The 21496-nt window shown below is 44.6% G+C and carries 12 protein-coding genes; 2 read left to right on the top strand and 10 right to left on the bottom strand.

Features of this window, described 5'->3' with window-relative positions; translation table 11 throughout:
• Nucleotides 1-12: 12 nt before the first annotated feature.
• A complete protein-coding gene (locus PODO_RS25415) occupies nt 13-1551 on the bottom strand; it encodes a response regulator (RefSeq protein WP_038573236.1) in 1539 nt (512 codons plus the stop codon).
• Nucleotides 1552-1812: 261 nt separating this feature from the next.
• Between PODO_RS25415 and PODO_RS25420 the strand changes: the two genes are divergently transcribed.
• Together PODO_RS25420 and PODO_RS25425 are read left to right on the top strand one after the other, a co-directional pair.
• Nucleotides 1813-3015, top strand: coding sequence for an MFS transporter (locus tag PODO_RS25420; protein ID WP_038573237.1), 1203 nt, complete (start codon nt 1813-1815; stop codon nt 3013-3015).
• The gene (locus PODO_RS25425; RefSeq protein ID WP_038573238.1) at nt 3008-3673 is read left to right on the top strand and encodes a TetR/AcrR family transcriptional regulator; all 666 of its coding nucleotides are present in this window, start codon (nt 3008-3010) and stop codon (nt 3671-3673) included. The genes PODO_RS25420 and PODO_RS25425 overlap by 8 nt, the downstream gene beginning before the upstream one ends.
• A 38-nt stretch (nt 3674-3711) precedes the next feature.
• On the opposite strand, the gene PODO_RS25430 is transcribed toward PODO_RS25425, so the two are convergent.
• From PODO_RS25430 to PODO_RS25470, 9 genes are all read right to left on the bottom strand, one after another.
• Nucleotides 3712-4782: a bifunctional transcriptional activator/DNA repair enzyme AdaA gene (locus tag PODO_RS25430; RefSeq protein WP_038573239.1), complete on the bottom strand. Its 1071-nt coding sequence runs from the start codon at nt 4780-4782 to the stop codon at nt 3712-3714.
• Nucleotides 4783-4789: 7 nt separating this feature from the next.
• Nucleotides 4790-5578, bottom strand: coding sequence for an isocitrate lyase/PEP mutase family protein (locus PODO_RS25435; RefSeq protein ID WP_052097316.1), 789 nt, complete (start codon nt 5576-5578; stop codon nt 4790-4792).
• A 162-nt stretch (nt 5579-5740) separates the two neighbouring features.
• Entirely contained in the window at nt 5741-6667 is a 927-nt protein-coding gene (locus PODO_RS25440; RefSeq protein WP_038574850.1) for an EamA family transporter, read from the bottom strand.
• 208 nt (nt 6668-6875) lie between these two features.
• Nucleotides 6876-14252: a pectinesterase family protein gene (locus PODO_RS25445; RefSeq protein WP_052097319.1), complete on the bottom strand. Its 7377-nt coding sequence runs from the start codon at nt 14250-14252 to the stop codon at nt 6876-6878.
• A gap of 80 nt (nt 14253-14332) precedes the next feature.
• Nucleotides 14333-15919: a glycoside hydrolase family 43 protein gene (locus PODO_RS25450; protein ID WP_038573241.1), complete on the bottom strand. Its 1587-nt coding sequence runs from the start codon at nt 15917-15919 to the stop codon at nt 14333-14335.
• Nucleotides 15920-15994: 75 nt separating this feature from the next.
• Nucleotides 15995-17365 (bottom strand): glycoside hydrolase family 28 protein, encoded by a 1371-nt coding sequence (locus PODO_RS25455; RefSeq protein ID WP_038573243.1) that lies wholly within the window; start codon nt 17363-17365, stop codon nt 15995-15997.
• A 5-nt stretch (nt 17366-17370) separates the two neighbouring features.
• Entirely contained in the window at nt 17371-18528 is a 1158-nt protein-coding gene (locus tag PODO_RS25460) for a glycoside hydrolase family 88/105 protein (protein ID WP_218918661.1), read from the bottom strand.
• 94 nt (nt 18529-18622) lie between these two features.
• Entirely contained in the window at nt 18623-20179 is a 1557-nt protein-coding gene (locus PODO_RS25465; protein WP_038573245.1) for an extracellular solute-binding protein, read from the bottom strand.
• An 89-nt stretch (nt 20180-20268) separates the two neighbouring features.
• Nucleotides 20269-21126, bottom strand: coding sequence for an ABC transporter permease (locus PODO_RS25470; protein WP_370510932.1), 858 nt, complete (start codon nt 21124-21126; stop codon nt 20269-20271).
• Nucleotides 21127-21496: the final 370 nt, after the last annotated feature.

Genomic DNA, 21496 nt, shown 5'->3' on the forward strand with positions numbered 1-21496 from the left:
ACCTTGCTTCCCCTAGAGCTGTTGGTTCTTATTCTCATTTTTATACACGGATGGTACTACCCCTACAAGCAGCTTAAATTTATCTATAAAATAATCAGTGTTAGAGAATCCCACCTGCACCGCTATATCCGATATCTTTAGCTGTGTTCGTTTCAGCAGACTTTTCGCCTCTTCAATCCGTTTAGCATTTAGGTATTCACTAAAGCCCTGACCCGTTTGCTTTCTAAACAGTTGTCCCAAATAGGTAGAATTAATATGAAATTGTTGTGCCAAATCCTGAAGCTTTAATTTATTCCGAAATTCACGATCCACATACTGAATAACCTTGTAAATCGTATTTCGTTCATTCTGCTGCTCTAATTCAGACAGATAGACGGCAGCACGTTCACACAGACTTTGTACATAACGGCTTATTATAAAATAATCACTGAGTTCACCTAGATTTCCGTATTCTTGCTGCAGCTTAATCATAATCGTATCCGGGTCTCCATTCATTCGAGCTATAATTCTACAGATCGTAAGCTCTAAATGGGCCACTTTTGCTTTTACAACTTCAAGGGTCAGCAGATTCTCGACGAAAGCAGTGAACGCTTCTTTTACACAAGGCTGGATCTGTTCCGTATCATTCGTTTGGACCTTATGCAGCAGCTGTCTGAAATGATCCTCATGAGGTTCTTCCTTTTTCAGGTTCCTAAGCTCACTATAATAAAAGACCCCTCTTTTCTGCTGGTGCGTTTTTCGTTTCCATACCTCAAGTGCCTGCCTATAAATCTCTCGAATAGAGCTCACCCCGACTATTCTGCTGCTAAGTGCTAGAAAGACCAGCTCCTGTGATTGTTCAGTGAGATCTGAATGCATCTGGTTGACGATAGTCTCCAGGCTCTCATTGCCGATAGAAGCAGACTGAAGAATGATCCCCGCTCTTCCCGATCCGTCTTGAAAGAAGCAGAAGTGTTCCTCGGAAAAATAATCACTTATCTGCGGTTGGAATGGATTCATAGAGGAGGCGGGTTCGATAAGAATACACATTACCTCTGCATCCGCTTGAAGCTTCAAGGTGTTTCGGGTTAGAAGCTCTAAATTTTCGTTATACTCCCCTTGGATCAGGCGGTTGATGATATTATTTACGATAAAAAATTGCTTTTTATCAAACTCCTCATTGGAAGCGATTTCATTTTGGATTATTGGAGTGATCCTGCTTAATAAAGCCTCTATTTCTTCATCATCAATGGGTTTTAATAAATATTCATTTACCCGCTGGCGCAATGCCGTACGTGCATACTTGAAATCATCATATCCAGACAAAATCACAAATTTAGGAGGTTTCTCCATCACCTCATTCAACTTTGTAATAAGCTCAAGACCGTTAATTACAGGCATATTAATATCCGTAAGAACCAGTTCCGGTTTATTCTCCTGGATAAGCCTCATCGCATCCGTGCCGTTTTGAGCTTCACCACAAACTTCATAACCGAATTTTCCCCAGTCGATCATCGTCCTTAGCCCCTCAAGAACCCAGGGTTCATCGTCCACGATCAGAACCTTAAGCATGATGTTCGCTCCAATCTTATTAAGATAAGCCCGCGCTTTACACCAAAATATATAGATCATGCTATCATACTTGGATAATGATGTGAATTCATAAATTTTCCTTCTTTTGTTTAAAACAGTACTTTTTTTACTTGAAAAAACATACTAAAAACAGCGTATCCTAAATTTCAGACACACCTTTACAAGGGCCCATCATTCCATTATTATAGTTTACATCGAGTAAACCTTTACACAGTGTAAACTATATGGGAGGGCTATGATATGAGCAGCTTATCTAAGTCTGCTAGATTTCCACTTTTCATTCTGATGTTGAATCTATTTATCGCCTTATTGGGGCAAGGTATGGTCATTCCCATTCTACCTGAATATCTGAAACTGTTTAATGCGTCAGGGGCTGCCGCCGGATATCTTATTGCGGCTTTTGGAGCAGCACAGTTTATTTTTTCACCTATAGGGGGACAGCTTTCGGATAAATGGGGCCGAAAATCAATGATCATTTCCGGAATGTTTTTAACCGTCCTTTCAGATCTGATATTTGCTGTATCTACGACATTGCCCCTACTTTACATCGCTAGATTTATTGGGGGTATAGGTATCGGAATCATGGTCCCTTCCAATATGGCCTATGTCGCTGATATCACCACCCATGAAACCCGTGCAAAAGGTATGGGGTACTTGGGGGCTTCCATGAATTTGGGTATGGTACTTGGTCCAGGGTTAGGCGGGATTATCGCTGGGTTTGGCATACGGGTGCCTTATTTTTTTGCGGGTGGACTTGGGCTTATCGCTACGATACTTTGTTTTTATATGCCAGAGACACTACCAAAGGAAAAACGGAAATCCGTTAACAAACAGGACCCTCGGGAATCCATTCGTAATCAAATCGTAAATTCATTCCGGACGTCCTATTTCCGCTATCTTCTGCTCATTCTGATCATGACATTTGGTCTGATGAATTATGAAACGGTGTACGCCCTTTTTGTGGAACAAAAATACGGTTTTGATGCAACGAAAATCTCAATCATTATTACGGTTGGTGCTATTATAGGCATTATTGTGCAGATCTGGCTGCTTGATCATCTGATTAAGAGACTTGGCGAGATAAAGCTTATACGTATATCATTGGTGATGACCGCTATAACCTTATTGTTGATGATATTCAAGATCAATTTAGGTTATTTATTAGTTGTATCCGGTTTATTTTTTGCTTTTAATGCTTTTTTGCGCCCCACAGTAAGTACATTGATTGCCAATTCAGCTGGCGATCGGCAAGGATATGCTGCCGGATTAAATACAACGTACACCAGTATAGGAAACATACTTGGACCCATTTTAGCGGGATTGATGTTTGACAAACATATTAATATTCCCTATATTTTTGGGGCAATTATCCTGGCATCTGCCTTTTTCATCACCTTACAAAAACCAAAAAAAGAGCAAGAAAGGAGTGTCGCCCATGACTGAGAACTGGCACCAGAATTTAAAAAACAAAAACCGGGAAGAATTAATTGCTGCGGCGAAGGATCTTTTTATGAAGCAAAGCTTTCTCAAAGTTAATATTAAGGATGTCTGCGACGTGGCTGGTGTAAGCCGGGTTACCTTTTATAAGCATTTCCAGTCCATGAACGAACTGATTTTTGAGGTCCAGATGGAAATTCTGGAGAGCATGACGCAATTTGTTAGAAGCGCACCTTCTTCAATTGAAATGAATGGTAAGCAAATGCTTGCTTCGATGCTTAATGCTTGGATTGATTATGCCCGGCAACACCCAGGTTACATCAAATTCATTCTTCTATTCGATTTGCATTTTGAAGCCTATGATTACAGTAAAGAACTCAAAGAAAAGTACAAAGATTTTGTGATGCGGAGAAAAGAACGACATTTCTTAATGGATGCTCTGGAGGCCGGAGTTAAAGATGGATCGTTAAAATTTGATACAGAACCCTTATCCACTGCTCATTTCATCTTCACGTCTATGATGGGTTTATTACAGAAAATGAGCCTGATTTCCAAAGACGATTTCAACAACGAACTTCAGGATATTCAGATTGCTAACCGATTTGTGGACATGTTAGTTCAGTATTTAAGTACAGAAAGTGATGAATCTCCTGCCTTGAAGTAAGGGGATCCATCACATTCTACGTAATAGAGAGAAGTAGTTTAAATGAAATTATTCTGATTTAAGGAGCGGTTAGACTCATGTTTGATTAACCATTCTTTTCTGGCAAGCCCGCCTCCATAACCACCCAATTCACCATTGCTGTTTATCACTCGATGACATGGAACCAAGATTGAGAGTTGATTGGTACCATTCGCCCTTGCTACAGCGCGGCAAGCAGAGGGATTGTTGATTTTCTCTGCAAGCTCCTTATAAGAAACTGTCTGTCCCAGAGGTATTTTCCGGAGTTCATTCCACACCTTTTGCTGAAAGTCTGAGCCCAGATAACGAACCGGCGTTGTAAATTCCGTAAGTTCACCTGTGAAATACAGCTTCAATTCCTCCTCAATTTGGTGAAGGACGGCTACCTTTTCAGGTAATATAGTTGCATTTAAGCGAGTGCGTAATCTTTTGATTTCATTTTCAAGACCCTTGCGATCCACAAATTCCAGCAGTAAAAGACTCTCTTCATCGGAGATGGCCAGCATGGAACCCAATATCGTTTCTATCCAAGTACAGTACAGCACTTTAATCTGCTTGGAATGATTCGGGACAGTCCCCATCGTTCGTGAAAAGGCATCCCTAAACCCATTGCTCGAATCGTACCCGCTTTCCAGTTGTGCGTTAATGATTGAATCCCCATTCCTAATATGTTTGAATGCCAGTCCTAAACGTCTAGAACGTGCATATTCGATAAAGGTCATCCCGAATTGTTTCTTAAATTGGCGGCGTGCCGTGTTTGCACTAATAGACAGCTCATCAAAATCTTTATCTGTCCATTTTCGTTCCGGATTGCTCTCAATAGCCTCTACTAGCAGCTTTACTTCAGGAGACATTTTTGTTGGATTGGATAGCGGCTGACACCTTTTACAAGGTCTATATGAAGCTAATAAGGCTTCCTTGGCTGTAGCAAAAAACTCACAATTTTCTTTTAATGGCTTTTTAGCGGGACAAGTTGGCCTACACATGATGCCCGTTGTTTTCACTCCTACAAAAAATACGCCCTCATAATTCGAGTTTTTCTCGACCAGCATCTTATAATATTTATTGATATCCTGCTCATTAGTTATCATAGTATGGTTAGCTCATTTCTAAATAAAGTCCTGAGGCGTCAAGCGTTTGCCGGGCATTTTCCTGAAGATTATGTTGTGCCTGAAAGAAACTACGCGGGCCATAGCTAATACGTTTCACGCCAATTTTTTGCAATCCATGATTTGAAAGCATACCGTCCATAACCATGATATTCACAGGCAGTGGCGATTTTTTGACAAATTGTTCAATCAAGCTTGGATCAGCGAGCCCCGGTATAAAAATCCCATCCGCTCCAGCGTCAGCATAAGCATAGGTACGTTCTATAGCTTGATTCACTAGATCCATCGAATGTTCCTTATCCTTGAAAAAAATATCCGTTCTAGCGTTAATAAACACACGCTTTTGCAGTTTGGAGGCTACTTGTTGTATGGTTTTGATCCTACGGCTTTGTTCGCTGGTCTCCCATAGTTCATTGTTAGGATGATTTACAATCTGATCTTCAAAATTGATACCACAGATGTCTAATTGAAATAACTGCTCCATGTTATGCGCTAAAGTATCCTCATCTACAGCATATCCACCTTCGATGTCTACGGTCAATGGAACCGCTACTCGTTCGGCAATCTTTGAAATCATCCAAAGCATAAGCTCAAATGTAAGCTGTTCACCATCCGAATATCCCCACGCTTCCGCCATGGAATAGCTGCTAGTTGCTACCGCCTTTGATCCAGCTTGCTCTATTGCTTTAGCTGAGGCTACATCCCAGCAGTTGTACAGGATCAGTGGATTTTTTTGATCATGCAGCGTTTTAAAATAGTCATAGTTTTTACTGTTCATAAGTGGTCATCTCCATTTAGTTAAGAATAGAACCACTATATATTAGACATCCATTATCGATACCAGAAAAATTAACACCAATCTTTTTTTCCACAAAAAAAACACCGATAGATAATCTAATCCTCTCAGGATCAGATCATACCATCGATGTCAGTTTGCCGATTAAAGTTCTACCTTACGGAGTGATTGTTTTGGTGATAGTTTGGATGACTTTTCCCCTGTCCCCATCGGTAGGATTTGTGGAGCTGCGATCCCGATCAGAACTACGATAATCCCGATCCAGCGAAGTAATGATACCTCTTCTTGCAGAACTAACACGGAGGCTACTACAGCTGCCGGTAACTCCGCTGCCCCTAAAATCGCGCCTAGACCTGAACCCAGCTTCGGAACCCCGATCGAAAAGAACAGAACTGGAATTACGATGCCCAACAAACCTAGAGGTAGGCCGTATTTCCAAAGCCCATCGGTAATCGCACCGTCATATAAAAACGAAGGAGAAAAAACAGTCATAATAATAACCATTGCACTAGTGGTCATATACAAGCTTTTATTAACGGCAGGTACCTGCGTAGCTACTCTTCCACTCACAAAAATATAGAAGGCAAACGACACGGCTGACATTAAGCCAAAAACCACACCAGTGGTCGTGATTCCACCTACACTCGGCTCAAGGATGCCCCCCGCTAATACCGTACCAATTAGAAGGATAACCATCGAAATCACTTTTTCCCGACTAGGAAGTTTTCGATCTACAACCGCCTCCAGAATTACACCGATCCAAGTAAATTGGAATAACAGTACAATCGCAATCGAAGCAGGTAATTGTTCAACGGCGAAGCCATAAAATATGCCAGTTAAACTGATGGTGATCCCAGCGGCTAATAATTTTCCGCCTGTTTTTAGCCCTAATTTCTTTCGGGAAAATAATAAGACCAGCAAGAGCAGCATACACCATCCAAAAAAGTATTGTGATCCTACCAATTGTTTCATTCTAAAGCCATCGTTCATTCCAAGCTTGACGATTGTAGAAAGCGAGCCATAACTACAAGCGCCTAAAAAAACTAGTAAAGCATATTTGAATAACTTCATATTCATCGTAAACCTCTTCCCTTTCTCTTGAGCAAGCTCATTAACATAATAAAGCCCCTTGTCATCGAAATGACAAGGGGCGATTGAAACCAAAGAATACATCTTTGACAAAATTCCGCCACTCCATCCACTGGATAGAGTTTGGTTTATTTACTTATAACAACTCCAATCATAATATGATAAATCACACAGGGTGTCAACTTGAAATTTAAGGATTTAGCTGGAACAATCGATAGACAATAACAGCTGCCTGAGCACGAGTTGTCTTGGCTTTAGGTGCAAAGTTATCTTTGCCTACACCTTGAATAATCTTTGCTCCGCTCATGAATTGTACAGCCTCACGAGCGTAGGATGAAACGTCAGCGGCATCATTGAAACTCACTGGCTGGTCCACTCCCACGACCGTAAGTTTGGCGAGTTGTGCTGCACGATAAGCCATCAACGCCATTTCCTCACGGCTAATTGTTTCATTAGCACCGAAGGTTCCATCAGATCTGCCCTGAATAATTCCTAGCTTCTGAGCAGCAGCAACGGAGCTGTAGTACCAAGCATCCAGCGAAATATCCTTAAATGTACTTGCCGCACTACCTTCCTCCAACTCTAGTGCAAGCATCAGCATCTTCAGGAACTGCGCCCGAGTTACATTCAGCTGTGGCCCGAAGTTATGATCTCCGGTGCCATTCAGAATATCTCTGGCGGCAAGGGCTTGAATGCTATTTTGTGCCCACCCTAGTCCAGCGATATCCTTAAAGGAATTTTCCGCATATCCTACTACGAATCTGCTGGAATTGTCTGGTCTGAAGATGATCTTGCCAGTTGTCGGATTAAACTGGGAGTTTCTAACCACCTCTACAGTCCCGTCTTCACGGATTTGGTAGGCTACTATTTGTTCTACACCTGAAGTTGTCTTTGGTTTGTAATCCCGTTCAACCTTCAGTCCACGCCCAAAGCTGTCAAACTGTTTGCCATCAACAAAGAACTTAAACTCATAAATATCCCCGACATCCGTCTGAAGCGACAGTGTCTTCGCGTCAACTTTGCCAACTACAAGCTTAACGCTTGCGGCGTCAGATCCTGCCATCGCAAGAAGCAGGTCAGCATTTATTCGGAACGTAGACAATCCCATGTCTATTTCCAAAAGTTGAATTGCTTTTGCTCCCGCTCCAGCCAACTCACGAGCTGGCAAGGTCAGTTCAACCACCGAGCTGGCAGAGGATGGCTTCACTGTGATTCTCAATACTCCATTCTGCATTGAGCCAATTGCTTGTTGCAGAATCGTCGAGGATACCTCTGCAATAGCTTTACCATTCACATCCGCTGTCACGGAAAGAGTAACTCCATCTGCGTTCACAGTTGGTTCCGGTTGTTTCACTGGTTTGACTGTCGTTGAAGATGAAGTACCGCCCGATTCTGAAACCTGCGATTCTGCCTTAATCTCAATGGACATCGTACCTACAACACCGGAGTCATCTTTAGCTGTCGCTCTCACCGTTACTTTGCCTGCTGCAATTGCAGTGAGCAAGCCGGTATCCGTAATAGTTGCTCGCTCAGTAGCTGATCCATCCTCATTCACTACTGACCAGGTCACTGCTGGATCGGATGCATGGTCCGGCAGGATTACAGCTGCCATTTGCAGGGTTTGCCCTGACTTGATTTCGCTCACATTATCTTTGGAGGAGACTTTTATCTCCATGACGGATATAGGCATGACATGAACAACCGATTGTGCCTCATGCAGGATGTCAAAATCAACATCTGTGTTGGATCCTCGGAAAGAAATAAATCCAAGCGGCACGGCGATTTCACGATTTGTCTTCTTCGCTTTGAAGATGATTTCAAAGAATTCCGCATCATCGGTCAGGATATTTCCTGCCTCCGTTCCAGCTACACTAACTGTTATTAGACCTGGGCTGTCCTCATTAATATGAGTGATGCTGAATCCGTCTGGCAAGGTCTGAGCGGATATGAATTCCACACCAGATACGTCATATGCCATGGTAAAGTCTACAGCATACACTTCCTTGTAGACGGAGGTAGTAACATTTGTAAGCCCTACACGGTAAGTGAAATCCTGTCCTGCCACCACTGTGACCGGTCCGTTCAGCGTTGCAGCGGGCAGATTACGGGCAATCTCATCTTGTCCGCTGATATTAATCTCTAGGCTTCCGGATACTCCACTTCCATCTAGAGCTCGCGCAGTTACTTGTACGCTACCGTTCTTTCTAGCTGTCAGCAAGCCCTTCTCATTAATAACCGCTTTATCCGTAGAGGTTATCCCATCTGCTTCAGTTACCGTCCAGATAACTTTAGGATTCGTCGCATTCTCTGGAAGCACAGAGGCTTGCAGCTGCAAGGCACCGCCCTTCGACTCAATGCTGCTAATTCCATCTTTACCCGTTACAGTAATTGAAGAGACATGTACCGCAGGTATCTGCTCTTGACCCACTAAGATCTTGGATTGCTGTGGATTCCAGCCATCACTTCCACCAAGCACAGCTTCAATCGTATAGGCAGCTGCCTCTTCTGCTGTTATTTGTTTGGACCAGCTGTAACGTGAAGCTGCATTAGCCCCCTCTCCGTAACTTAAAAACTCAGAGAACCGTGCAGTTTTGGAACGACCTTCATACCATTCATGCCAGCCAGTAGCACGAATATGAGCTCCCATCTCCGTGTTAATGAAGGTAGAGCTGCCATATTCTCTCCATGGCCGGCCCAAATCAACGGTTCCAGCAGCAACGCCCTCACTGGCAGTTAGTCGATTATTGATGAACACATAACCAGGCTTACCCGTTGCCGTGGAAGGCGCAGTAACATAGCCAGCACCCGCACTTTGAATCACATTATTCTCGAATACAGCAGCGGAATTACCAAAGATAAAGTCCACTGTACCTTCAATATGGCTGTCGACGAAATAAGCTCTTCCCTTGTCTGCGAACAGGGTATCCTGATATCCAAGAAGTTTAACATTTCTGTACACTCCCCGGTCTCCTTCAGCATATAAAGCGACTGCCTGACCGGCATCCCGCCCAGCACTGTTCTCAACCGTCATGTTCTCCAGTGTGAAATCAGTTGCCGCAACCTTTAATGTATAGCTGCCGCTGGTGCCCATTTCTTTACCATCTGAGCCAATGGTCTTCGCGGAGTCACCGTTAATAAGTACGGTACCTTCCCGGCTCTCACCGATGATACTAATATTCATCTTACTAGAAGGTACAAGCACCTTCTCCTTATACGTGCCGTTCTTCACTTTAATAATCGTGGTTAGGGCACTATTATCAGGTGCTGCTTGAATAGCGTCATTAATCGTTTTATAATCTCCTGTCCCATTCTGAGCAACAATAATGACAGGAGCTGGAATTCCCTTGACCACCTCGGATGGAAGACTGGCACCCTTATCACCGATGGCGATTACCGCATATTGATAGGCAGTCCCGTTGCTCAAGCCTTTATCGGTATAATCTGTTGCTTCGATGCCGTCGGCCACGACCGCATAACTGCCACCGCTCTCCGAGCGTAGAATTTGATAGCTGCTAGCTCCATCAGCTACATTCCAAGTCAGATGGATATCCGTGTTGCCAGGCTCAACGCTAACTCCTTGTGGAGCCTGCGGCTGGCCGGAATTCTTGTATGGAACCGCTGGGGTAGCAGCTGAATCTAGACTACTACGGGTACCGCTTATTGCTTTGACTTTGTAATAATACGGTGTTCCGTTTACGAGCCCAGCATCAGTAAAGCTTGTGTCTGATAAATCAGACCCGAGCACTTCATAAGGACCATTCGCCGATGAGGCACGTTTGACAATGTACTGGCTCGCCTCCTCAATCGCTAGCCAGCTTAGTTTCATTACACTGTCACCAGCTTCCGTGGAAACGACAGGTGTTCCCAAAGGAGATTGCGGAGTAGCTTCAACAGGCGCTGATTCTTTTCCCTCCCCGGCCACATTTGTTGCAGCTACGACGTAACGGTAGGTTTGCCCGTTGGCCAAACCTCCGACGCGGTAAGTTGTGCCGGTGATTTCTTTTGCCACGAGTTCATAGCTACCTGAAGTCTCATTCCACTTCTTGATGCTGTAGCTGGCTGCATTCTCCACAGCTTTCCAACTGAGATCCAGTTGTGCATTCCGACTTACAGCCGCAAACGATTCTGGCGCAGGCAATTTCACCGCCAAAGCGGATGGGGTAATACTAATTTCATTGGAATTTCCCGATTCACCAGTGGGCGCCGTCGCCGAGATAACATAATAATAGGTAGTTTCGTTGGTAACTTCATTATCAATATATGATGTCTCTGTAATAGCATTGGCAATAGTCTCATAAGGCCCCCCGCTCTTAAGACTTCTCTTAACATTGTAGGAAGTTGCGCCTTCAAGAGCAGGCCATGATAGCTGGGCTGCTTGGTTTCCTGGAAGCCCAGTCAGTCCAAGCGGTGTTTCAATGGGCTCAACATAGATCTTTAAATTGTCTAAGTAATAATTTCCTGAGCCGCCGCCCGGTGTCTTGGACAAGATACGCCCAATGCCGTAGCTGGCGAAATTCGTGGTTGTGAACGGAAAAGAGCCCGCAGGCTGATCATCGATATATACATCCACTTTATCGTTGTTCACATCCACCTTTAGCTTCAGGTTGTACCATTGTTTTAGGGAATAAGAGCTCATCAGTTGATGATACTGGCTGCTCCCCCTGCTCATGGTTAGCGTATATTTACCTGTAGCTTCAGGAAGCGTTGGCTTTCTGCTCTCAATGGAGAATGCCGTTTTGCTTCCATCTGTACTCTGGGCCTGCAGGAACACCGAGGTTCCCGATTCTGTCGCAAACATAAAGTCAGTGTCAATAACCAGTGCACCTGTAATTGGCGCAAATTTGCGGATAAACTGCACGCTGCCGTTCGCACCATCGAACACATTCAACACTTGATCTGACGTATTCCCTTTACTGTCAGACGGTGTGGGAGATACAATAACCTTTTGAATTTCAGTCTGTGGATTTGGAGTTACATCATAATACTCTGGTGTCACACCTACAGCAACCTGCTCGAAGTCTTCATCCACATAATAGACATTACCTGCTTCACCTTCAGCTGTAGCGCTGGCCTCATCGGAATCAAAGCTTTCACCAAGCTCATTCACCGCGCTGACCACGTAATAATAAGTTTTTCCGGAGCTGAGTCCGGAATCAGTATACAAGCTATCTTTAATTTCAGTATTAATCGTTTTGTAGGGACCGCCGGAAACCTCGCTACGTTTAACACTATACGACTTGGCAGAAGCAACGTCCTCCCAATTCAACTTCACTTTCTCTTCACCGGCTGTGGCTGTAAGTCCACGGGGTGCGGCAGGAAACTGATCACTAAGCGGTTTCAGCTCCACCTCACTGAAGACAGACGCATTATAACGATTAACCTCGTTATCTACCTTAGCAGCATCGGCTGCAAGACCAAAATAAACCGTATCATTCAGGTCAAGCTTCACCGTGCCTACCTTGCTCCATGTTACTTTATCCGGCGATACCAGACCTGTCACTTCGTTACCAAGACGAACCAGCTTCACCCAATAAGGTGTATTGATGAAACTGTCCGGTTCTGTTTTTACCACCTTGGCTCCTGTGGTGGAGCGGGTAATCATAACTCCCTTCTTGCCATATTTGACATAAGGGATTGCCAGCATCGTCATTTTAGAATTGTCATTGAGATTATCACGAATCATGACACCTGCTTTGGCATAATCGTCAGTTCCCGTTACGGAGTCGATTCTAGCAATAATTTCACCATTGCCTGTCAGGGTTTGATAAGCAAACTGAAAGTTATCAACAGCAGTTTCGCTCTCTGATGTAGCTCCGATAAGTCCAGCCGATTTGAGCGTAATTTTCCCGCTATCTGGATGAAGTGTAGTCACTCCCGCTATCCCTGGACCACCAACATCCACTGAAGTCCACGGAAGAACGGATCCAGAGGTGTTGACATGTATAGCTACGTTATCGGATTGTGTCTTGAGCCCTTTATTGTCTATAGCCTGAACAACAAGATAATAGGTACCATCCTGCACATTGTTCCAATTGAAACTATAAGGTGCTGTGGTAGCTTCGTCTTGCTTCACACCATTAACGATAAATTCCACCTTAGCAATACCATCGCTATCACTGGCAGAAGCTGTAACATTCACCTCGCTGCCTGACTCTATGATTTGGTTATTCACAGGATAATTGATAGCGGTTACAGGATTGTCCGTATGCTCATACCCTGATTTCCCTAACACAATGAGATCATTCAGATACACTTCTAAATTTGTATATCCCTCCGAAGATAACGTCGACTTCTTGCCATCCTCAGGATCGGTAGGATCTAGTCCATTAGCAATCTCCCAGCTATCATCCATACCGTCATGATCCATGTCGATTACATTGGAAGCTGTCTCTGTATAGTCTGGGTAACCGCCTATTTCAATAGGTGAATTAATATGCTGTCCAGTGCGATTCTTCACATCATTAATGACACGCGCATCGTAAGCATCACGTCTTGGCAAAGTGGCACCAGCATCAGCCATTACATTTGCGTAGGCTTCCTCCGCCGACACTGCCGTATATGGGTTAGGCATCTTTGCCGGCTCCGCAAGCTTAGAGATATTCGAATACTTTTGCACACCCTTCCAGTTGTCTTCGGTAACCTTCGGATTACCATCCATGATGTTCCCATCTATAAACAACCGGGTTTCTGGAGACACTTCCCCAAACAATTGATTTTTTACACTGGTGTAGGTGTTTGGACCATTTTTATAATAATTGTTAGTGATATTATATCGATAATCTTCTGCTCCCCCACCATAGGTCGAAGCGAATCCCCAGTTATAGATAACGTTATTAGACATTTCCGTCAGGTCCACCAATTTGGTCACCGTCGGCAAACGGGGGTTGCGGCTGGTGCTATGAGCAATCAGATTGTGAAGGAAACTGGCATTTTTGCCACCCCAGATTCCTCCGTAGCCGTGACGTCCCTTCTGGTGAGTCGTCATCAGCATACTTTCAGCGGATATCGACCATTGTACGGTAGTATTCTCGTTGTCATACAGACTGACCACTTCATCCACCGACCAGCTGAATGAGCTATGATCGATAATGAGATCCTTATGGTACCTTGATCCAAAAGCATCATCTTCACTAGCTACCCGGTCGCCTAACCGGAAACGCATATAGCGCATAATAATATTGTCAGCTTCAACAGAGGTTGTGTAGTCGGCAATTGTAATTCCGTCACCTGGAGCCGTTTGCCCGGCAATCGTCAGATTTGAGCCGGTAATCTTGAGGGATTCCTTCAGATGGATGGTTCCCCCCACTCGAAAAACAATGGTCCGATTACTTTGACTTACCGCATCGCGGAAGGAGCCGGGGATCGGAGTTTCCTTGATACCATAATCAGCCAACGTCGTCACTTCATACACAGGTTGAGCTCTTCCGCCGGTTACATATTTGCCGCCGCCTTCCGCACCCGGAAAGGCAGGAAGCGCTTCCAAAGAAGCGGCCTCGACACCACCAAATGGCATACATGTTGCAAGAAGACTCGCGACCAGCGCCCCAGATAACCATTTTTTCTTCATACAAGACCTCCTAATATCTATTGGAATAAGAAGGGGGCCCTGTCCTCAGAGCAACCCCTTCCTTAGTAAAGCCGTGTGTATTATTCCTTGCCCTGATAACGGAAATATGCGAAATCAGCACTGCTGCCACCGAACTGCTGCATATCATGCGCCGCAATGCCAACAAAGTTCCCAGTGAAGCCTCCCGATAAAAAGCTGATATTCTGCGGATCGCCAAGTGGCTTCCACTCCGTATCGTCACCCTTAAGATAAACAAATTGCCCAGTCACTTCCTGCACCTCAACCGCGATCCGCAGTGTCTCCCCTGCATTTAGTTCAATCATTACAGGCTCCGCAGTGAATTCATCCCGCTGACAGCGCATTAACCGCAGCACCTTGCCACGTCCTTCTTCATGGCTGATATACGCATAAAGATAGTTATCTTCATTCAGGTATAACAGTAGTCCTGCCATCTGCAGATAAGTATTCGGTTCATATTCAAGCGCTGTTTCGGCGCGGAAGCTTATATCCGTCTGGCGAATAGCCAGAATATGATGCTCAAACAGACTCTGCACGGATTCCCCGGCCCTGATTCTTAACCAGCCCGGTCTTTCAGCAAGGGAACACCAGCTTTCATTCCTAGGAATCCGCAGTGTATTCCAGTTCTTTTTCAATTCCGGGCCGTTAAAATCATCCTCGAATTCAAGCGTCCGCACTTGTTTCAGGACCTTCGTTCCTTTAGGTGCTGGTACCTTGAGCTGTGGCGCATTTCCGCCTGAGGTTAGTCTTAACCAGCCCTCCTCATTCCAGTGCACCTGCTGAACGGCAGTCTCTCTCCCCAGTATGGCGTATTCGCCTTCCAGGGGTCGGGTACACAAATGGGCCATATACCATTCACCTTCTGGTGTCTCTACCAGACTTCCATGGCCGGCACATTGAAGCGGCAGCTCGGGATTATCCCGTGAGGTCAACATCGGATTGAGCGGATCCACCTCATACGGTCCAAGCAGCGCCTTGGAGCGCGCTACGGTTACGGCATGCCCCGATCCAGTGCCGCCTTCTGCCGTAATTAAGTAGTAATAACCTCCCCGCTTGTAAATATGCGGCGCTTCCGTCTTCTTCAGCGGCGTGCAATCAAAGATTTTCACAGGTTCACCTATTAATTGGCATTGCTCTGGATCGTACTCCTGAATTACAATTCCGCAGGACTTGTTGCCTTCCGTAATCCGGTAATCCCACAGCTCATTCAGCAGCCATTTGCGCCCATCCTCATCATGGTACAGAGATGGATCAAACCCGCTGCTATTCAGGTATACCGGGTCAGACCAAGGTCCCTCAATATCCTCCGCAGTGATCAGATAGTTATGACAATCTTTAAAAGGCCTTTTAGTGCTCTTAACATCGGTATAAATCAAATAAAACAAACCGTCATAATAGCTAAGCTGTGGAGCCCAGATACTGCAATTTTTCGGATTTCCCCGCAGATCCACCTGATGAGTCAGAATATCTGTGCAATGCTCCCAGTCTGCTAAGTCCGCTGATTGATACACCCTCACACCGGGCAGCCATTCAAAAGAAGAAACAGCAATATAGTACATCTTCCCCGCTCTTACAATACAAGGGTCAGGATTGAAGCCTTTTAATATGGGATTGTGAATAATTCCAGTCTGAATATTATCTGCAATCATCTTCATACTCCTTCCTATTTCCATACATCCGCACCCTTCACCCTAAGCAAACCTGCAGTCTATCCTGTTCAATTATCAATCTGCCTGCTCACTTAGATCTTCCTGTGACGGGACAACGGTCACCTGCTGCACTAACTCTTCCACTTTACGGGTGTTTCTCGATTGGCAACCGGTGATATCTACCGTTTCTCCATTTTCAATATAAAAAGCCGGTCCCTCATGATTCTCGATCGTCACTTGGCGGAAGCGGATATCTCTTACGTTGCCAAGATAGAACCCACGGTTGTTCATATCCTGGATTCCTGACATCATGGCTGGACGACCAGGGATTGCATTCTCTGCCATGGAAATATCAATATCGGAAAAGGTGATTTCTGAAATGTATTGCTCCGCAAGGCCGTAAAGAAAACCTGCAGCAGCATGAACATTCCGAGCAGTAATATTAGCAAAATGAATCCGTCGGAAGCAGGGGGTCTCCTCCGTCACCGGATAAGGATTCTTGTCCCATACGTATTTGTCCTTACCACGTGGTCCGCAGAAATAATAAAGATTAAGAATAAACGGACAGATCACGTCCTCCATCACGATATTACTGACACGAATATCTTCGACAACACCTCCGCGCCCGCGTCTGGACTTCAGCCGAATTCCGCGGTCTGTCTGCTTGAACACGCAATTGCTGATCACGATATTACGGATATCTCCGCTCATTTCGCTTCCCAGCACCACACCGCCGTGACCATGAATCATCGTGCAGTTAGTTATCGTGATATTCTCACAGGCAACCCGCTCCTTCGTATCCTCCGTCCCTGCTTTAATGGCGATGCAGTCATCACCCACATCGATATTGCAGTTGCTGATGCGGACATTCACACAGGACTCTGGGTCAATGCCGTCTGTATTAGGCGAATCCGCCGGATTATAGATCGACAGATTATCAATCGTAACGTCATGGCAACAGATAGGATTCACAGTCCAGCTTGGGGAGTTCACGAGTGTCAGATCTCTAAGCGTGACTCTACGGCAGTTGTCGAAGCTGATAAGCTTCGGGCGAGGATACAGCAGTGAATCAGGAGAATTCCGATGTTTATCCCACCAAGGTGCGCCCCTTCCATCCAGCTTGCCTGCACCTGTAACCGATACATTCTCTAGATTTATTCCAAAAATACATGAAGCATGGACGTTCTGTTTCACACCCTCCCAACGGGAATCCACCACCGGATAATCGTTAGGATTAGAACTGAAGCTAAGCTCAGCTCCAGGACTGAGCTTCAGCTCAATATTGCTTTTCATGAAGATAGCACCCGTCTGATAGTGCCCGGAAGGAACATATACTGTTCCTCCCCCTGCCTCGCTTGCCGCATGAATGGCACGGGCTATAGCTTCCGTTGAAGGCTCTGGACTATTAGGATGTGCTCCGTAGTCATTTATATTGTAGATAGACATGCGCTTCACTCGCTCCCTTTCGTCGCGTCAGGACGCTGCAAATATTCATATTCTCCGCAAGCCAGGAGGAATGCGCCAAGCCCCTTCTGATCATTGGTAACGATCGGTTCACTGATATAATAGGCGTAAGTACCATCTCTCCGGTCCTCACCACCGAGTCCTGCGACCTGGCAGTTTTTATTCAGGTTAACCCAGCCATTTTGGGTTTCCAGCACAAATTCCGCAATAAGACCTTGATAAGCACGGTCAAGAGTCTCGAACCAACTATCATCGAGTACACCGATCCGAATGCCCTTAGCCATTGCATAGGTGATCATGCTAGAAGCGGAAGCCTCCAAATAATTGCCTTTACGGCCGCCCATGTTTACAACCTGATACCATACTCCAGCATCAGCATCCTGAACCTGACGAAGCGCTGTCAGCGTATCTGTCAGAATACGTGCCAAGATCTCGTAATCCGCGTGTTCCTTAGGGAGCATGCCGAGTACATCCACTAGCGCCATCACATACCAGCCCAGCGAACGCCCCCAAAAGTTCGGAGACAACCCCGTTTCAGGATCGCACCACGGCTGTACCCGCTTTTCATCCCATGCGTGAAACAGGAGACCCGTCTCAGCATCCTTAGTATGACGCTCGCACAGAATAAATTGCCGGGTCACATCGTCCAGACCCTTGCCGCCTTCATACTCAAGTAAATACTCCAGATAGAAAGGAGAGCCCATATACAAGCCATCCAGCCAAATCTGATAAGGATATACATTCTTATGCCAAAACGCACCTTCCGAGGTTCGAGGATGCGTTGTTATCTGCTTTCTTAATAAATCTGCAGCCATTTTATATTTCGCTAACCCAGTTTCTTTATGGAGCACAAACAGGATCTTCCCGTTATTTAAGTGATCAATATTATGTTCGCTCAGGCGATACCCCTTCACAGAGCCGTCTTCCTCAATAAAATAATCCATATTATCTTTGATGAATTGATAATATTTAACCTGCCCGGTCTGTCTCCACAGCAGCTCAAAACCCTTCAAGATGACTCCATAATCATAAGACCATTTTCCATGATATCCGTTATCCTCATATAATCTTGGCGTTCGCTCCATAATCGAATCTGCCATTCGAACACCCCAGCCCATACTCCTAAGTGCATTGTTGTCTTTCATTTTTTCCTCCTGTTTGAATAGATATGGTCCTAAACGCAGCCTCCCCATTTAGGACCCATCTACTATTTTCTTAGAATATAGTCTGTAGTACTTCTTAAGGATTTACAGCTTTATAAGCAGCTTCATATTCAGTAATGATTTTGCTGCCGCCGGATTTCTTCCACTTTTCAACCTCAGCTTTAAATCCGTTCAAATCAATTTTGCCAAGAATATATTTATAAGTGGCATCTGTCATAATCTTCTGCAATTCAGATCCTTGAGTAGAATAGGTCTCAGATTCCAGAGAGTAAGCAGGATTCAGTACAGCATATTTAGCATTCTCAACGATCAGCTTATCAGCTTCAACTTTGAGTGGATCAGCATCATGGATAATGAACCCATTCTCTAATGGACGAGATGCCGAAAATGGCTGAACTTCTTGCTTCCAGAGATCCGTATCCTTAATCGTAACCGCTTGTTCTCCATCAATTGTGTAGTGAACATCCTTAATACCGTAGGTCATCAAGCCATAGACATCTTCATTCATAAGATCATTAACAAATTTCAGGATCCGTCTTAACTCATTTTCATCCTTAACTTCGGATTTCGGGAAAGACAGCAGTCCCCCAATTCCGTTATTACCAGCCCAGATGGCACGATCTGCTTCATTGCCAGTGGAAGTGATATCGTTAACCATAACCAAATCCATGCCATCCTGTATGCCCTTAGACAGATTTAGCAGGTTCTTGCTGTCAAACAAGGCACCCACATAAATTCCAGCCTTTCCTTGCGCAAAATTCTGCTGCTGATCTGTTTTAGCCGTCACAGCAAAATCCTGATTGATATACCCACCATCATAAAGAGTCTTCATATAATCCATGGTTTTAACATAAGCCTCTGTATCGAACTCAGGTGTCATTTTACCCGCATCGTCAACGCTCCAATAGTTCGGTGTTCCAAAGTATGAGCCCAACGTCTTAAATGCTCCATATACAAGATCGCTGCGGTCCATGAAGCCTGTGGTATCCTTCTTGCCATTACCATCAGGGTCTTTTTCGGTAAACGCTTTCGCAACTTCCATCAACTCATCTGTTGTTTTTGGAACCTGCAGTCCAAGCTTATCCAGCCAATCTTTACGGATAACAACGCCGTTTCTAGCCAAGGACTTCTGGAAAGGAACCCCGTACAGCTTACCTGCAATCGATGCCGATGTACGTGTATCCTGTGAAATTTTAGCCAAATTCGGGAACTCATCAAGATAAGGACTTACTTCCCAGAACATACCGGCCTTCAGTGCATTACGTACAGAAGAGTTATCAAGAATAGTCAGGGTAACGATGTCCGCTAGGGAATTCGATGCTAACGAAGTATTAATACGTTCTTCTTTGGAAGGATCCGGAATCCATGAGAATTCAATCTCTGTATTCGTTAATTCTTCAATTTTTTCCAGAATAGGACCCGTTGGTGTTGTAGACGTTTGTAAAATGTTCAGCCAGCTAATCTTTGCTTTAGCATCTAGCACATCTGCAGGTGCAGCAGTTGTTTTAGCAGTTGAATTCGTTCCCCCATTTGAAGAATTTGACTCCTTCGCGTTATTGCCTCCTCCGCATGCAGTGAGTACTAACCCGCTACACAACATTAAGGCTGCAATTTTTTTGTAATTGCGATTCATCAACATTACCCCTTTTACTAATGTATTTGTTGTTGTATCTTCCACCTCTGCCCTTAAGGCAGAGGTAAGAATTCAGCATACTGTGAAGCCTAGTAAACACCATCTTCGCCGATTTTTTTAGCTAACTTGTTCGACAGCATTACGAGAATCAAGCCAACCACACCCTTGAACAGACCTACTGTGGTACTGAAACTCAATTGTCCGTTCTTTAAACCAGCTGTATAGATATAGGTATCGAAAATTTCTCCAACTTCGCGGTTCAAGGAATTGATCAGCAAGTACATATGCTCAAAGCCCAGATCCAGCGTGTGGCCAATCTTCAGAATAAGCAAGGTAATAATGATTGGACGAATCGCCGGCAGGGTGATATGCCATGTTTTGCGCAATCTTGCCGCTCCATCCATCTCAGCTGCTTCATATAACTGCGTATCCACTACGGTAATGGCTGCCAAATAAATAATGGTTGACCAACCAATTTCTTTCCAAATGATCTGTCCGATATACACGGTACGCAACCACTCGGGAGAAGTCAAAAAGCTGATCTTCTGCATCCCAAAGGCCGCTAACATCTCATTCAGCACCCCTCCATCCACATTCATAAATACATAGGAAATGGAGACGATGATAACCCATGACATGAAATGGGGGATATAAATAATCGTTTGAATGGTGCTCTTAAATAACTTGTGCTGAACTTCGTTAAGCATCAGCGCCACTATAATAGGTAGCGGGAAGAAAATAACAATGTTTAATGCAAACAAGATAAGTGTATTACTCAATAGCATAAAGAAGGTAGGTTCTGTAAACAATCGGACGAAATGCTTAAACCCAACCCACGGGCTATCCGCTATACCCAGAAACGGCTGATAGTCCTGAAATGCAATGATAAGACCGCCCATAGGCAGGTACTTAAAAATAACAAAATACAAAAATCCCGGGAGTATCATTAAATACAATAACTTGTTTCTTTTTAAACTCAGCCAGCTAGGCCCCGTTCGCTTTTTTCTTACTGGATTAACTTTCGTGTTCAGCATGGTGACGTTTGCCTCTTTCACCTGATCGGCCTCCTTGATCGCGTTTCTTTACGATTCCCAGATTACGATCATTCGTCCATTACGTATATAATCATCAGATACTGATACTCCAAGAACCCTACAGCTATAAGGTTTTCCAGACCCGTGCATCTTATAGTGATTACTACAATACATAAAGATCATCTATGCCTTATCACGCTTTTTCCTCCCAAAACAAAGCCCAAGCTAATGATTATATACGGAATAACAGACCCCTGTTAAAGTTTCAATGAAACGATTACAA

Source organism: Paenibacillus odorifer (genome assembly GCF_000758725.1).
Lineage (GTDB): Bacteria > Bacillota > Bacilli > Paenibacillales > Paenibacillaceae > Paenibacillus_AQ > Paenibacillus_AQ odorifer.

Bases quoted from the DNA above. Each gene is read 5' to 3' on its own strand.
- PODO_RS25415 (WP_038573236.1), bottom strand. From the start codon at position 1,551: ATGCTTAAGGTTCTGATCGTGGACGATGAACCCTGGGTTCTTGAGGGG.
- PODO_RS25420 (WP_038573237.1), top strand. From the start codon at position 1,813: ATGAGCAGCTTATCTAAGTCTGCTAGATTTCCACTTTTCATTCTGATG.
- PODO_RS25425 (WP_038573238.1), top strand. From the start codon at position 3,008: ATGACTGAGAACTGGCACCAGAATTTAAAAAACAAAAACCGGGAAGAA.
- PODO_RS25430 (WP_038573239.1), bottom strand. From the start codon at position 4,782: ATGATAACTAATGAGCAGGATATCAATAAATATTATAAGATGCTGGTC.
- PODO_RS25435 (WP_052097316.1), bottom strand. From the start codon at position 5,578: ATGAACAGTAAAAACTATGACTATTTTAAAACGCTGCATGATCAAAAA.
- PODO_RS25440 (WP_038574850.1), bottom strand. From the start codon at position 6,667: ATGAAGTTATTCAAATATGCTTTACTAGTTTTTTTAGGCGCTTGTAGT.
- PODO_RS25445 (WP_052097319.1), bottom strand. From the start codon at position 14,252: ATGAAGAAAAAATGGTTATCTGGGGCGCTGGTCGCGAGTCTTCTTGCA.
- PODO_RS25450 (WP_038573241.1), bottom strand. From the start codon at position 15,919: ATGATTGCAGATAATATTCAGACTGGAATTATTCACAATCCCATATTA.
- PODO_RS25455 (WP_038573243.1), bottom strand. From the start codon at position 17,365: ATGTCTATCTACAATATAAATGACTACGGAGCACATCCTAATAGTCCA.
- PODO_RS25460 (WP_218918661.1), bottom strand. From the start codon at position 18,528: ATGAAAGACAACAATGCACTTAGGAGTATGGGCTGGGGTGTTCGAATG.
- PODO_RS25465 (WP_038573245.1), bottom strand. From the start codon at position 20,179: ATGAATCGCAATTACAAAAAAATTGCAGCCTTAATGTTGTGTAGCGGG.
- PODO_RS25470 (WP_370510932.1), bottom strand. From the start codon at position 21,126: ATGATACTCCCGGGATTTTTGTATTTTGTTATTTTTAAGTACCTGCCT.